Origin of the sequence: Pseudomonas sp. D3, from assembly GCF_029320995.1 — a bacterium.
In the GTDB taxonomy this organism is placed as follows: domain Bacteria; phylum Pseudomonadota; class Gammaproteobacteria; order Pseudomonadales; family Pseudomonadaceae; genus Aquipseudomonas; species Aquipseudomonas paraveronii.
The window spans coordinates 5,794,710-5,807,055 of record NZ_CP119772.1; the positions used below are offsets into that span (position 1 = coordinate 5,794,710).

The following is a 12,346-nucleotide window of genomic DNA, read 5'->3' on the forward strand; positions in this document are numbered from 1 at the left end:
CTGCATAAGTGGAGTGGATTGTATGGGCCAATGGCTCGATAGCATCACCGTCTGGCTGACGCTGAACCCCCAATGGCTGGCGGCGGCGGTATTTATCGTCGCATGCATAGAATGCCTGGCCATTGCCGGGTTGATCGTGCCCGGCACGGTGCTGCTGTTCGCCATTGCCACGCTGGCCGGCAGCGGTGCACTGCCCCTGAGTGAAACCCTGCTGCTGGGTTTTCTCGGCGGCCTGTTAGGCGATGGGGTGTCCTACTTCCTGGGGCGACATTTCCACCAGAACATCCGGCGCCTGCCCGGCCTGCGGCATCACCCTGAATGGATGAACGGCGCAGAGACCTACTTCCACAAGTACGGCATCGCCAGCCTGCTGGTAGGGCGCTTCATCGGCCCATTGCGCCCCATGCTGCCGATGGTGGCCGGCATGTGCGACATGCCGTTCCCGCGCTTTGCTCTCGTCAGCATTGTCGCGGCGGCCAGTTGGACGGTCGCCTACCTGCTGCCGGGCTGGGCGACCGGCGCGGCCTTCCGCCTGCCATTGCCGGCGGGGTTCTGGCCCGAAGCGGGGATTGTCGCGGCATGCCTGGCGGTGTTGCTGGGGTTGAGTTTGAACAGCAGCCTGCGCGGCCATCGCCAGGCCACGTTGTGGACCGGTTGCGCCAGCCTGATCCTGTTGATCGCGCTGTTTATCGGCTACCCGCACCTCAACGACTTCGACCAGGGGCTGAGCACCCTGGTGCAGGAGCATCGTAGCGCCTGGCTGGACGAGACCATGGTGAGGCTCACTCAACTGGGCGAGTTCAAGAAGATGTTTGTCGCCAGCGCCCTGCTCACTGGCCTGTTGTTACTGGCACGACAATGGCGCCACGCATTGTTTGTCGGCGTCACGCTGGGCGGGGCCGCGCTGATCAATACCAACACCAAGCAATTTTTTGCCCGTGGTCGCCCGGAAATCCTCACTGACCCGCTGACCAGCTTCAGCATGCCCAGTGGCCACGCCTCCGGCGCATTCGCGTTTTTCCTGGCCTTGGCGGTACTGGCCGGGCGCGGGCAACCCACGCGCCTGCGCCTGACCTGGCTGCTGCTGGGCTGCATTCCCGCCGCATTCATCGCGCTGTCGCGGGTCTACCTCGGCGCCCACTGGCCCACCGACATCCTGGCCGGAACACTGCTGGCGATGACCGTCTGCGCATTGAGCCTGAGCGCGGTCCAATACCGCAGCCCGCTGCCACCCATGCCGCAGAAAGCCTGGTGGCTGGTATTGCCCGTCGTAGTGGCGGTGCTCGGTTTCATCGCCTTTACCGGCACCCCGCACGCGCTGCTCAGGTACGCCTACTGACCCTTGGCCGGACCGATCCAGTCAATTGGGGCGGTTCGACGCTCGATGCACCTTTCGCGCCGCTCCAGCAGCATTTCGTCGGCAATTTCTGCGCCGCGCTCGGCGATGTATTCCGGACTACGCATTGCATCCTGCGCAAGCAACTGCGAAGTAATGGTGACAAAAAAACGTCCCAGGCCGCCTGCTCCGATTGCACTAGCCGAATCATGTTCATCCCCTGATCAGTGGTTGTGTGATCGGAAACTATTTCAGCCAGTGCGACGGGAGCAACGCAGGAAAGTCTGAAAGCAGCGCCAGACAATTCCGAAGATCAGGTGAACAGCTCACCTTGCAACTCATCCAGCAGCATCTGGATCGCATCCAGCCGCTGCTGCGGATCATCGAGCTGCAGCAGGTCGATTTTGTCGGCCTCAGTGAACGGCAGCAAATACGCCAATTGATTGCCCAGGGCCTGCTGGCCATCGGCATGGGTGCCCATGTCCAGCGAGGCCACCATCGGGTGTTCGGCCAGGGCCTGGAGCAGGGCCAGCAGGTCGGCGTCCTCCTCTTCCAGCGCGTGGTCCGGCAGTTCCTCCAACCATTGCACCTCGGCCACCAGCAACTGGTCCTTCTGCACCTCGGCGTCGCGGACACGAAAGCGGCGCCCGCCCTCGACGCGAATGCCCAGCAGGCCGTTATCCTGCTGCTTGAAGTCACGTATCAGCGCTTCACAGCCGATCAGCGCGTAGCCATCCGCGGCCGTGCCTACCTCCTTGCCATCGAGGATGCACACCACGCCGAAACTTTCGCCCTTTTTCATGCAGCGGCTGATCATGTCCAGGTAGCGCACCTCGAACAATTGCAGGTCGAGGGTGCAGCCGGGAAATAGCACAGTGTTGAGCGGGAACAGCGCCAGACTCATAAAGGTTTCCTTAACCCCGATTCAAACAATCACCGACACGGCCAGCGGCAGGAACACCGCCGTCGCCACGCCCATGAGGCTCATGGCCAGCGCCGCAAAGGCGCCACATTCTTCGCTTTCCTGCAGGGCCACCGACGTGCCGACGGCGTGGGCGGTCATGCCCAGGGCCATGCCGCGCGCCTCGGGGCTGTGCACGCCCAGGCGCGACAAGTATGCCGGGCCGATCATCGCCCCGATCACCCCGGTGATCAGCACAAACACCGCAGCCAATGCAGCCACGCCGCCGATCTGCTCGGCCACCAGCATGGCAATCGGCGAGGTCACCGACTTGGGCGCCATCGTCATCAACATCCTGTGTTCGGCACCGAACCACCAGCCCAGCAATACACAGAGACCAGTGGCCAACACGCCACCTATCACCAGCGTAGTAAAAATCGGCCAGAACAATTGACGAATCCGTCGCAAGTTCAGATAGAGCGGCACCGCCAGGGCCACGGTCGCCGGGCCCAGCAGAATGCTCATGATCTCGGTGCTCTTGCGGTACTCGGCGTAACTCAGGCCACAGGTGAGCAACACGCCAATCACCAGCAGCATCGACACCAGCACCGGCTGCAGGAAGATCCAGCGGGTTTTCTCGAAGCCCGCGAGTACCAGTTGATAGGCGCCAAGGGTGATGCCGATGCCGAATAGCGGATGATGAATCACCGCTGTCCATGCGCCTTGCCAGTCGAAGGTCATGATTGCTCCTCCCTCTGCGCCTGGCGCTTGACCAGTTTTTGCATCAGCACGCCGACGAACCCCATGGCGATCACCAGCGACAACACCAACGCGCCGACGATGGCCCAGAAGTCGGCGGCAATATCCTTGGCGTACACCATCACTCCCACCGCCGGCGGCACCAGCAGCAACGGCAAGTAACGCAGCAGGCTGCTGGCCGCCAGGCTCAGGGGCTCAGCGACTTCGCCGCGCCACACCAGGTAACCCAGCATCAACAGCAAACCGATGATCGGCCCCGGCAACACCGGCATCAGCAAATGGTTGATCGCCGTGCCGATCAATTGAAACAGCACCAGCCATGTCAGACCGCGTAACAGCATCCGTTCTTCCCCCTCAAGACTCGCCCGCATTATAAACATGCCCACGCTATGCTCAGGCATTCGCAATAAGCATGGTGGATTGACCGGGCTGGTTGCCCATGATGATCTAACCTCGTTCTCGCACATCAATAAAAACCGATGAACCAAGGAGAGACGCAATGCCCTATGTACCTGTAGCGCAGCTCAAAGATTATGTCGGCAAGGAACTGGGACGTTCCGAATGGCTCACCATCGACCAGGCCCGTATCAACCTGTTCGCGGAGGCCACTGGCGATTATCAGTTCATCCACGTCGACCCGGTCAAGGCCGCGCAAACCCCGTTCGGCAGCACGATCGCCCACGGTTTCCTGTCACTGTCGCTGATGCCCAAGTTGATGGAAGACATCCTGATCATGCCCGAAGGCTTGAAGATGGCGATCAACTATGGCTTGGACAGTGTGCGTTTTATCCAGCCGGTGAAGGTCAATTCCAAGGTGCGCCTGAACGTGACGCTCACCGACGTCACCGAGAAAAAACCCGGCCAATGGCTGTTCAAGGCCACCGCCACCCTGGAAATCGAAGGCCAGGAAAAACCCGCTTACGTTGCCGAGTCACTGTCACTCTGCTTCGTGTAAGCGCCGCCCTGTGGTGAGGCGCTGAAACTCACCACAGGGCACGTAAATTTATGTATGTAAGTCGTAGCTGCGGCATACTCGGCGCTCAATTATCCGGATCCCGCTATGCGCCCACTCGCTCCCCTTGTCCTTGCCCTGTTGCTCACCGCTTGCGGAGACGGCGAATCGCTGTTGCCGCCCGATGCGCGCCTGCCCGATGGCGGCCGTTACCGGGGTGACGTGGTCAATGGCTTGCTGCAGGGCCAGGGGCGCGTGGACTACCCCAACGGCAGCTGGTACACCGGCCAGTTCGACAAAGGCCAGTGGCACGGCCAGGGCGAATGGCACGGCAGCAACGGCGAAGTCTATAAAGGTCAATTCCAGCAAGGCCTGTTCGACGGCCAGGGTAGCCTGACCACTGCGGGCAGCCAGTATGTCGGCGGTTTCAAGCAAGGCCGACGCAACGGCGAAGGCACCCTCAAAGAGGGGCAGATGACCTATCGCGGCGAATTCAAGGACGATCAGTATTCCGGCCTCGGGCGCCTGGAGCTGGCCGACGGCAGCCAATACCAGGGCCAGTTCGCCCACGGCAAGCCCAATGGCGAAGGTCAGCGCAACGATGACAGCGGCAACCAGTTCAGCGGCCACTTCGTCGACGGCCAACTCGAAGGCAACGGCACCTTCAACAGCGCTGACGGCGACATCTACGTCGGCCAGTTCAAACAAAACCAACTGAATGGCAAGGGTCGCTACGAAAACGCCGACGGCGACGTGTGGATCGGCGAGTTCAAGGAAGGCGCCCTCAGCGGCAAGGGCGAGTTGATCGGCGTCGATAGCAGCCACTACGTCGGCCAGTTCAGCGATTGGCGCTTCAGCGGCGAAGGCCGCCTGAACCTCACCGACGGCAGCTTCTATATCGGCGGTTTCGACAGCGACAACTACCAGGGTCGTGGCACCTTGGTGCTCACCGATGGCACCGTGCAAGCGGGCACATGGGTCAACGGCATGCGCGTGCGCGACGCCGACGGCAAGCTGTTGCCCGACCCGTTGGAAATTGGCGTACTGGCCCAGGGCCACTTGCTCGATGCCGCCCTCGCCGCCGTGCCCGCCTCGACCCCCGCCGTGGAGCTGTACACCCTGGTATTGGCTGGTGACGGCAAACAAAGTGTGTTCCTGCGCGAAGCCGATTACGTCAGCAATATGCTCGCCAGCCGCTTCGGGGCGCGCGGACAGATTCGCCTGGTCAACCATCGCGACCATATCACCGACCGCCCCCTGGCCACCCGCGAAAGCCTGCGGCGTGCGGTGCAGACCCTGGCCGAACGTAGCGGGCCGGAGGACTTGGTATTTATCTACCTGACCAGCCACGGCACCCACGAACACGAACTGGTACTCGACCAACCGCGCATGGAACTGGCCGATCTGCCGGCCGATGAGCTGGCCGCAGTACTCACGCCGCTGAAGAACCGCGACAAGATCGTGGTGATTTCCGCGTGCTACTCCGGCGGCTTCATTCCGGCACTGAAAGACGAGCACACCTTGATCATGACGGCTTCCCGCGCCGACCGCGTGTCATTCGGTTGCTCCGAAGAAGCCGACTTTACCTACTTCGGCGATGCCCTTTTCGCCCAGGCTTTCAACCAGACCGACGACTTGCAGCAAGCCTTCAAGCTGGCGCAACTGCACGTGACCGAACGCGAGCAGGCAGACAACTTCGAAGCCTCCGAACCGCAGATCTGGGCCCCCAAAGGCGTGATCGCCCATTGGCAACTATTACGCAAGCAGCAGGCACGAAAGGCGCTCGAAAGCGTCTCACTAAATAGCAGGGAAGCTAAAGGCAACTAAGCTGTAACGTGTAATAAGGGGGAAACACCATGTACCTGACACCTCAGCATATCTTGCTCGCCGGAGCTTCTGGCCTGACCGGTGAACACCTGCTCGATCGCCTGCTCAATGAACCCACCGTGACCCGCGTGCTGGCGCCCAGCCGCAAGCCGCTGGCCAAACACCCACGCCTGGAAAACCCGGTGGGCGACCCGGCGGTGTTCTTGCCGCAACTGCAGGGCCAGGTGGATATCGCCTTCTGCTGCCTGGGCACCACGATCAAGCAAGCCGGCTCCGAAGAAGCCTTTCGCGCCGTCGACCTGGACATGGTCGTGGGGTTTGCCAAGCGCGCGCGGGACATGGGCGCGCGGCACCTGATCGTCATCAGCGCGATTGGCGCCGACCCTAAATCCTCGATCTTCTACAACCGGGTCAAAGGGCAAATGGAAGAGGCCTTGAAGGCCCAGGGTTGGCCGCAACTGACCATCGTGCGGCCTTCGCTGTTACTGGGGGAACGCCTCGAACCGCGCCTGGCCGAGCAATTGGCCGGGCCGCTGTCACGGCTGATTCCCGGCAAGTACCACGGCATCGAAGTGTGCGAACTGGCCCGCGCCATGTGGCGGCTGGCGCTGGAAGAGCAGGACGGGGTGCGCGTGGTTGAGTCGGATGAGTTGCGCAAGCTTGGTAAGTAATTTTGCGGTGACCGGGCAGCCCTCATCGCGGGCAAGCCCGGCTCCCACATTTGGAACTGCGTGAACCACAATCAAATGTGGGAGCTGGCTTGCCCGCGATGAGGCCAGCACAGGTAATACACTTCTATAGGCCGCCTGTGGCGTTGAATCCTACGCCCACCACCGTCAACACCGACAGCGGCAACAGCAAGGTGTCGAGCAACGCGCTGGCCGGCAGGTCGACGCCGGGATAGCTCGGCGCCTCGGCACCAAAACGGTCCATGGCACAACAGCCGCCATTCATGGCGTACAGATCCAGCCGCGTGCCAGCGTACACCACCGGCGCACCGGGCTTGGCGGCATCCAGCGTGCGCGCGGTGGCGCAGCCCGTCAGTTGCAAGGCCAACAAGACCAGCAGTAGCTTATTCATCGCTGCTCAAATGATGCTCACCCCAACGCGGCAGCATGTCCTGCGGAATGTTCAGCAGATTGAGAATCCGCGCCACCACAAAGTCCACCAGGTCATCGATCGTCTGCGGTTGGTGATAGAACCCGGGCGACGCGGGCAAGATGGTCACACCCATGTTTGACAACTTGAGCATGTGCTCCAGGTGAATGCTCGAATAAGGCGCTTCACGCGGCACCAGAATCAACTGACGACGTTCTTTCAACGTCACATCGGCGGCCCGCTCGATCAAATTGTTGCAGGCGCCGGTGGCAATCGCCGACAACGTACCCGTGGAACACGGCACCACCACCATCGCCGCCGGCGCGCCGGAGCCCGAGGCCACCGGCGACATCCAATCCTCTTTACCGTAGACCCTGATCTGCCCCGCCGCCGCACCGGTGTACTCGGTGAGGAACGCCTGCATCATCTGCACCTTGGGTGGCAGCGCGACATCGGTCTCGGTGGCCATCACCAGTTGCGCGGCCTTGGAGATCAGGAAGTGCACCTCACGCTCCTCGCGCACCAGGCAGTCGAGCAGGCGCAGGCCATAAGGCGCGCCGGATGCGCCGGTCATGGCCAGGGTAACGCGCTCCGGCCCGCTCATTTCAGGGCCTCGGCCAGTTTACCGTGCAGGCCGCCGAAGCCGCCGTTGCTCATCACCACCACGTGGGTGCCGGGCTTGGCCTGTTGCTTGACGAATTCGATGATTCCTTCGATGGAATCGCAGACCTTCGACGGCACGCGACACAGCGCCGCAATGGCGGGCAAGTCCCACCCCAGGTTGGCCGGCGCGTACCAGACCACTTGGTCCGCGTCGTTGACGCTCTCCGGCAAACCATCGCGGTGTGCGCCGAGCTTCATGGAGTTGGAACGCGGTTCGATAATGGCAATGATCGGCGCATCACCGACACGCTTGCGCAGGCCATCAAGGGTGGTGGCAATCGCCGTCGGGTGGTGGGCAAAGTCGTCGTAGATGGTAATCCCATTCACATCGGCGACCTTTTCCATGCGCCGTTTCACGCTTTTGAACGCACTCAATGCCGCGATGCCCATCGAAGGCACCACGCCAACATGCCGTGCGGCCGCCAGAGTGACCAAGGCGTTGGCGACGTTATGCTGGCCGGTCATATCCCAATCGACAATGCCTTGGGCTTCGCCTTCCAACAGCACTTCAAATTTGGAGCCGTCGTCACTGAGCAACCTGACCTGCCACTGCCCGCCCGCGCCGGTGGTTTGCACCGGGGTCCAGCAGCCCATGTCGATGACGCGCTGCAAGGCCGGTTCGGTGGTCGGATGGATCACCAGGCCTTCACTTGGGATGGTGCGCACCAAATGGTGGAACTGCCGCTCGATGGCCGCCAGATCGGGGAAGATATCCGCGTGATCGAACTCCAGATTGTTCAGGATCGCGGTGCGTGGGCGGTAGTGGACAAACTTGGAGCGTTTGTCGAAGAAAGCGCTGTCGTATTCATCGGCTTCGATCACGAAGAACGGCGTATCGCCCAAGCGCGCCGACACCGAGAAGTTCTGCGGCACACCGCCGATCAGGAAACCCGGGCTCATGCCCGCGTGCTCCAACACCCAAGCCAGCATGCTGCTGGTGGTGGTCTTGCCGTGAGTGCCCGCGACCGCCAGCACCCAACGCCCTTGCAGCACATGGTCCGCCAGCCATTGCGGGCCGGACACATAAGGCAAACCTTTGTTCAGTACGTACTCGACCGCCGGGTTGCCACGGGACATGGCGTTACCGATCACCACCAGATCGGGGGCCGGATCGAATTGGGATGGGTCATAGCCCTGGGTCAACTCGATGCCCTGGGCTTGCAGTTGCGTACTCATGGGCGGGTAGACGTTGGCGTCGGAACCCGTCACATGGTGGCCCAACTCTTTGGCCAGAACCGCCATCGAGCCCATGAAAGTACCGCAAATACCGAGAATATGAATGTGCATGGTCGACCTCGTAAAACATCGAGGCAGGTTAGCGCAGGGAGTGGGAAATCGCACTCTTTTAGCGGTACGCGCCGGATCAATCTGCTCGATTCGACCGGCAGCGCCGTCGTTGAGTCCGGTGCCGGCGCACGCCTTTACTGCACCGGACTCATGCGCAGACGAGTGTCACTATGGAGTGCCAGCAATCAACTGCCTACCGGCGCCGACATAACCTGCATCAGACAACCTGCGTTGAGGATGGCAGCCCCTTCGGCTCCAACACCGTATTGATACGGGAGATCTGATTTAAAACAGCCTGATTTCGTCGATCCAATGTTTCAAGGCGGCGCACAGGATCTTTCTCGGTGGTGACGGCATCACGCTTAAAAGGCCTGAATATAAAATCGTTTTCCTCAGAAATTAATTTCAAGTTCGACTCGACGGTGGCGTATTGTTTTTCCACCATATCAAGTCGAGCAGTTGTCTCGGTTGGCCAATCAGGGCTTTTATCCAAGGCTTTACCCTCGCTCCCTTCGGTGTATGCCTGGATCGTATTACTGACCAGTACAAGTTTTAACTCCGCATTTTCCAAGCGCAACTCCAGATCTTGCGGCGATGCAAGACTCGACGCCGATCCCGCCACACCGTTCTGTTGACTCGGGGCGGGTTGGTGCGCAGGAGGAAGTAACGGGGTGTTGGCGCTAAACGTCCCCTTGATATGCTCACCACTCCACACGGAGCCTGCGTAAGTAGCAATACTCAATGGCGTACTGACCAAGCCGTTGACCGCGGCATTCACGAAAGCGTCGCGTGTCACGGTTTTCAAATCAGGCCCGGTCTTAAAAACGCCGGCCTTGACCAAGCGATCGGCAGTGACCAGGTTTTGCGCCACCTCTCCAAACGTCCTGGGAACGGGATGGGACCTGGAAGGAAGAGTACCGGCGCCGCTGAACGAATTGGTATTCACTAAAAGATTTCGAATGGGATTGGTTGTTGCAGAAGTGGGAGAGGGTTTGGGGAGAGACGATACCGGAACAGGATTATAGTGACCGGGCGTCCCCGAAGCCGGCAGGCTGGACCCTCTCAATGCTGGCCTGCGGAAAAGGCCTCCGATATTAATCCCTCTTTTACTACGAGCGTGTACGTTCGAGTTTAAACGTTCAGAGTCGTCAGTTTTGTCGCAGTGGTCACTTTTCCAAGTAGTTGAACCGCCCTCGCGCGGACTACCCGTCGATCTACCATTATTGGCATCCGGGGTAAAATCAGCTGAAACATCAGCCGAGGGTGCTGCGGCACAAATGGAAATACCTGCAATATTCATATTCATCACCTGAGTTAATCAATAACAAACTTGCATTCACTGGGTGACAAAAAGATCCAACTTAGTTCCACCAACACAACATTACAGGTACTCGCCTACTTGCACCCCCGCTGCCATTGACACACACCACCCCAATAAACCCCCTATAAAAAACAGAAGTAAATCACCCTACAACCAAAAATCAAAAACCGCACTTATGCACTTGATAACAACTTACGCATTACAGCGCCGAACGCAGTTCAATCCCATGTTTTCGTAACTTTCTATATAACGTATTGCGGCTCACCCCCAACCGTTCAGCCACAAGTGTCATATGCCAGCGCTGCTGCGTCAGGACTTTCAACAATGCCAGGCGCTCGGCATCATCGAGCAGCGACAGGGATGGCACATCCGCAGCAGCCGTAGCCAAGGACGCCGGACGAATCGTCGGCGGTAGATCATCGACACGGATTAACGCCCCCTCACACAGCGCAACCAGGGTGCGCAACACCGTGCGTAACTGCCGCACATTGCCCGGCCAGGTGAACGCCAGCAATGCCTGTCGCGCGCCAGCATCGAGCGTTATCGTCTGCCCACCGACTTCCTGGGCCAGCAAAAAATCCAGCACTTGCGACTTATCACTACGTTCGCGCAACGGTGGCAAGCCAATTTCGAAACCGTTAAGCCGGTAGTACAAATCTTCACGAAAGCTGCCGTCCTGCACACGTTGCAACAAATCCCGGTGGGTGGCACTGATGACCCTCACGTTGACCGCCTGGGGCTCGCCGCCGATGGGCACCACCAGGCGATCCTCCAGCACCCTTAATAGCCGGGTTTGCAAGGCCAGCGGCATGTCGCCGATTTCGTCCAGGAACAACGTGCCCCCGTCCGCCTGTTGCAGCTTGCCGCGCATGCCTTCCTTGCGGGCGCCAGTGAAGCTGCCGCCGCGATAGCCGAACAGTTCGCTCTCGATCAGGCTTTCCGGGATGGAGGCGCAATTGAGCGCGACAAAAGCCTTGTCCGCACGCTGGCTGGCCTGGTGTACGGCCTTGGCGAAGGCCTCTTTGCCGGAACCGGTTTCACCGTTTACCAGCAGCGGCACGTCACGCTCGAATACGCGTAGCGCCTTGCGAAAATCGCTTTGCAACGCGGGATCGCCCAGGCAGATACCGGGCCGACGCTCGGGCTTGGCGGCAGCCACCGACGCTGGCACCGGCACACTGCGCGGCTGGCCGCGCAACGCCGCAAACAGATGCCGACCGTCCCGCGTAAGCAACGGCCAACTTGCCGTGGCATTGGCGCTGGCGCGGCCCAGCAGTTGATCCAGGGAGCATTCGAAAAGCGCCTCCACCGGCTGCCCCAGCAGGCCGCCGCGCACCTGCCCCAGCAGGTTCAGGGCACTTTGGTTGACCGCACAAATGCGCCCTTCCCCGTCGAACGCCAGCAGCCCTTCACTGAACAAGCCCACGGACTCCGCCTGCAGGTGAAAACGCAGTAGCCAGTGGTGCTCAAAGTGACGCAGGAAGTAACAACTCTCGATCATCTTCGCCGACAGGTTAACCAGCGCCATGGTGTGGAACTGACTCTGGCGCGACACCGCTTCCCGCGCCGATGACACGTCCAGCACCGCTAGCAATTCACCCTGGTGATCGAACACCGGGCTCGCCGAACAGGTCAGCCCGGTGTGGCGACCGCGAAAATGTTCATCGCGGTGAATGGTCAACGACTGACGCTCCACCAGGCAGGTGCCGATGCCATTGGTGCCCTCGCAGGCCTCGCTCCAGTCGGCGCCGAGCCACAGCCCGGCGCCTTCGAAAATCTTGCGTTCGGACGGCGCGGTGACACAGTTGAGGATCACCCCGTGCGCATCGGTGAGCAACACGGCGTGGCCGGCGCCCGACAGTTGCTGATGCAGGCTGTTCATCTCGCTGCCGGCAATGTGCAACACCTGCTGCAGGCGCTCGCGGCTTTCCAGCAGACGGCCATGTTCGAGCACCGTGGGAGCGATGGTCAGCGCTGGGTCAAGGTGATAATCCTCCAGGCAACGCAGCCAGGAGCGGGCGATGGACGGGTCGCTGCCGGGGCCCTGGGAAAGGTCTTGCCCACGAGTGACGGTCAAGACTTGCTGGGCATGGCGACTGAAATGATCGTGACGCATGTTCTTATTATTCTCCCTGCGTGAGAACACCCAGCATCCCCCAGCCACCCGGGCATTGCAATCCCGCGCCGGCCCACCGGTCACAG

At 60.7% G+C, this 12,346-nt stretch carries 12 protein-coding genes and 1 pseudogene; 4 read left to right on the forward strand and 9 right to left on the reverse strand.

All coding sequences use genetic code 11. The annotated features are described in order from the left end of the window. The first annotated feature begins 22 nt into the window (after positions 1 to 22). Positions 23 to 1,339 (forward strand): bifunctional DedA family/phosphatase PAP2 family protein, encoded by a 1,317-nt coding sequence (locus P3S72_RS26795; protein ID WP_276195019.1) that lies wholly within the window; start codon positions 23 to 25, stop codon positions 1,337 to 1,339. Here P3S72_RS26795 and P3S72_RS26800 read toward each other — a convergent pair. The 4 genes and pseudogenes from P3S72_RS26800 to P3S72_RS26815 all read right to left on the reverse strand — a co-directional run bounded on the left by P3S72_RS26800 (position 1,333) and on the right by P3S72_RS26815 (position 3,337). Next, positions 1,333 to 1,547: pseudogene (locus P3S72_RS26800) on the reverse strand (hypothetical protein). The gene P3S72_RS26795 and the pseudogene P3S72_RS26800 sit on opposite strands and share 7 nt — an antisense overlap. A gap of 102 nt (positions 1,548 to 1,649) precedes the next feature. Next, positions 1,650 to 2,240 carry an LON peptidase substrate-binding domain-containing protein gene (locus P3S72_RS26805; protein ID WP_276195020.1) on the reverse strand — a complete coding sequence of 197 codons (591 nt, stop codon included), beginning with the start codon at positions 2,238 to 2,240 and terminating at the stop codon, positions 1,650 to 1,652. 21 nt (positions 2,241 to 2,261) lie between these two features. Further along, entirely contained in the window at positions 2,262 to 2,978 is a 717-nt protein-coding gene (locus P3S72_RS26810) for an LrgB family protein (protein WP_253399451.1), read from the reverse strand. Then, positions 2,975 to 3,337, reverse strand: a complete 363-nt coding sequence (locus P3S72_RS26815) for a CidA/LrgA family protein (RefSeq protein WP_276195021.1) — start codon at positions 3,335 to 3,337, stop codon at positions 2,975 to 2,977. Before P3S72_RS26815 ends, P3S72_RS26810 begins: the two co-directional genes overlap by 4 nt. Positions 3,338 to 3,495: 158 nt before the next feature. On the opposite strand from P3S72_RS26815, the gene P3S72_RS26820 reads away from it, so the two are divergent. The 3 genes from P3S72_RS26820 to P3S72_RS26830 all read left to right on the forward strand — a co-directional run bounded on the left by P3S72_RS26820 (position 3,496) and on the right by P3S72_RS26830 (position 6,446). After that, positions 3,496 to 3,951 carry a MaoC family dehydratase gene (locus P3S72_RS26820; protein ID WP_276195022.1) on the forward strand — a complete coding sequence of 152 codons (456 nt, stop codon included), beginning with the start codon at positions 3,496 to 3,498 and terminating at the stop codon, positions 3,949 to 3,951. Positions 3,952 to 4,056: 105 nt separating this feature from the next. Next, on the forward strand, positions 4,057 to 5,775 hold the full coding sequence (locus P3S72_RS26825) for a C13 family peptidase (RefSeq protein WP_276195023.1): 1,719 nt from the start codon (positions 4,057 to 4,059) through the stop codon (positions 5,773 to 5,775). 29 nt (positions 5,776 to 5,804) lie between these two features. Continuing rightward, positions 5,805 to 6,446 carry an oxidoreductase gene (locus P3S72_RS26830; RefSeq protein ID WP_276195024.1) on the forward strand — a complete coding sequence of 214 codons (642 nt, stop codon included), beginning with the start codon at positions 5,805 to 5,807 and terminating at the stop codon, positions 6,444 to 6,446. 124 nt (positions 6,447 to 6,570) lie between these two features. Here the strand turns inward: P3S72_RS26830 and P3S72_RS26835 are convergent, their stop codons facing one another. The 5 genes from P3S72_RS26835 to P3S72_RS26855 form a co-directional block, all read right to left on the reverse strand. Continuing rightward, positions 6,571 to 6,855, reverse strand: a complete 285-nt coding sequence (locus P3S72_RS26835; RefSeq protein ID WP_276195025.1) for a YceK/YidQ family lipoprotein — start codon at positions 6,853 to 6,855, stop codon at positions 6,571 to 6,573. Continuing rightward, a complete protein-coding gene (ubiX, locus tag P3S72_RS26840; protein ID WP_276195026.1) occupies positions 6,848 to 7,477 on the reverse strand; it encodes a flavin prenyltransferase UbiX in 630 nt (209 codons plus the stop codon). The genes P3S72_RS26835 and ubiX overlap by 8 nt, the downstream gene beginning before the upstream one ends. After that, the gene (mpl, locus tag P3S72_RS26845; protein WP_276195027.1) at positions 7,474 to 8,823 is read right to left on the reverse strand and encodes a UDP-N-acetylmuramate:L-alanyl-gamma-D-glutamyl-meso-diaminopimelate ligase; all 1,350 of its coding nucleotides are present in this window, start codon (positions 8,821 to 8,823) and stop codon (positions 7,474 to 7,476) included. The genes ubiX and mpl overlap by 4 nt, the downstream gene beginning before the upstream one ends. A gap of 217 nt (positions 8,824 to 9,040) precedes the next feature. Next, positions 9,041 to 10,123 carry a hypothetical protein gene (locus P3S72_RS26850; protein ID WP_276195028.1) on the reverse strand — a complete coding sequence of 361 codons (1,083 nt, stop codon included), beginning with the start codon at positions 10,121 to 10,123 and terminating at the stop codon, positions 9,041 to 9,043. Positions 10,124 to 10,343: 220 nt separating this feature from the next. Continuing rightward, positions 10,344 to 12,260 carry a sigma-54-dependent Fis family transcriptional regulator gene (locus P3S72_RS26855; protein WP_276195029.1) on the reverse strand — a complete coding sequence of 639 codons (1,917 nt, stop codon included), beginning with the start codon at positions 12,258 to 12,260 and terminating at the stop codon, positions 10,344 to 10,346. Between the last annotated feature and the right edge of the window lie 86 nt (positions 12,261 to 12,346).

Coding starts and splice junctions, on each gene's coding strand:
- P3S72_RS26820 (WP_276195022.1), top strand. CDS start 3,496: ATGCCCTATGTACCTGTAGCGCAGCTCAAAGATTATGTCGGCAAGGAA.
- P3S72_RS26810 (WP_253399451.1), bottom strand. CDS start 2,978: ATGACCTTCGACTGGCAAGGCGCATGGACAGCGGTGATTCATCATCCG.
- mpl (WP_276195027.1), bottom strand. CDS start 8,823: ATGCACATTCATATTCTCGGTATTTGCGGTACTTTCATGGGCTCGATG.
- P3S72_RS26825 (WP_276195023.1), top strand. CDS start 4,057: ATGCGCCCACTCGCTCCCCTTGTCCTTGCCCTGTTGCTCACCGCTTGC.
- P3S72_RS26815 (WP_276195021.1), bottom strand. CDS start 3,337: ATGCTGTTACGCGGTCTGACATGGCTGGTGCTGTTTCAATTGATCGGC.
- P3S72_RS26855 (WP_276195029.1), bottom strand. CDS start 12,260: ATGCGTCACGATCATTTCAGTCGCCATGCCCAGCAAGTCTTGACCGTC.
- P3S72_RS26805 (WP_276195020.1), bottom strand. CDS start 2,240: ATGAGTCTGGCGCTGTTCCCGCTCAACACTGTGCTATTTCCCGGCTGC.
- P3S72_RS26850 (WP_276195028.1), bottom strand. CDS start 10,123: ATGAATATTGCAGGTATTTCCATTTGTGCCGCAGCACCCTCGGCTGAT.
- P3S72_RS26795 (WP_276195019.1), top strand. CDS start 23: ATGGGCCAATGGCTCGATAGCATCACCGTCTGGCTGACGCTGAACCCC.
- P3S72_RS26835 (WP_276195025.1), bottom strand. CDS start 6,855: ATGAATAAGCTACTGCTGGTCTTGTTGGCCTTGCAACTGACGGGCTGC.
- ubiX (WP_276195026.1), bottom strand. CDS start 7,477: ATGAGCGGGCCGGAGCGCGTTACCCTGGCCATGACCGGCGCATCCGGC.
- P3S72_RS26830 (WP_276195024.1), top strand. CDS start 5,805: ATGTACCTGACACCTCAGCATATCTTGCTCGCCGGAGCTTCTGGCCTG.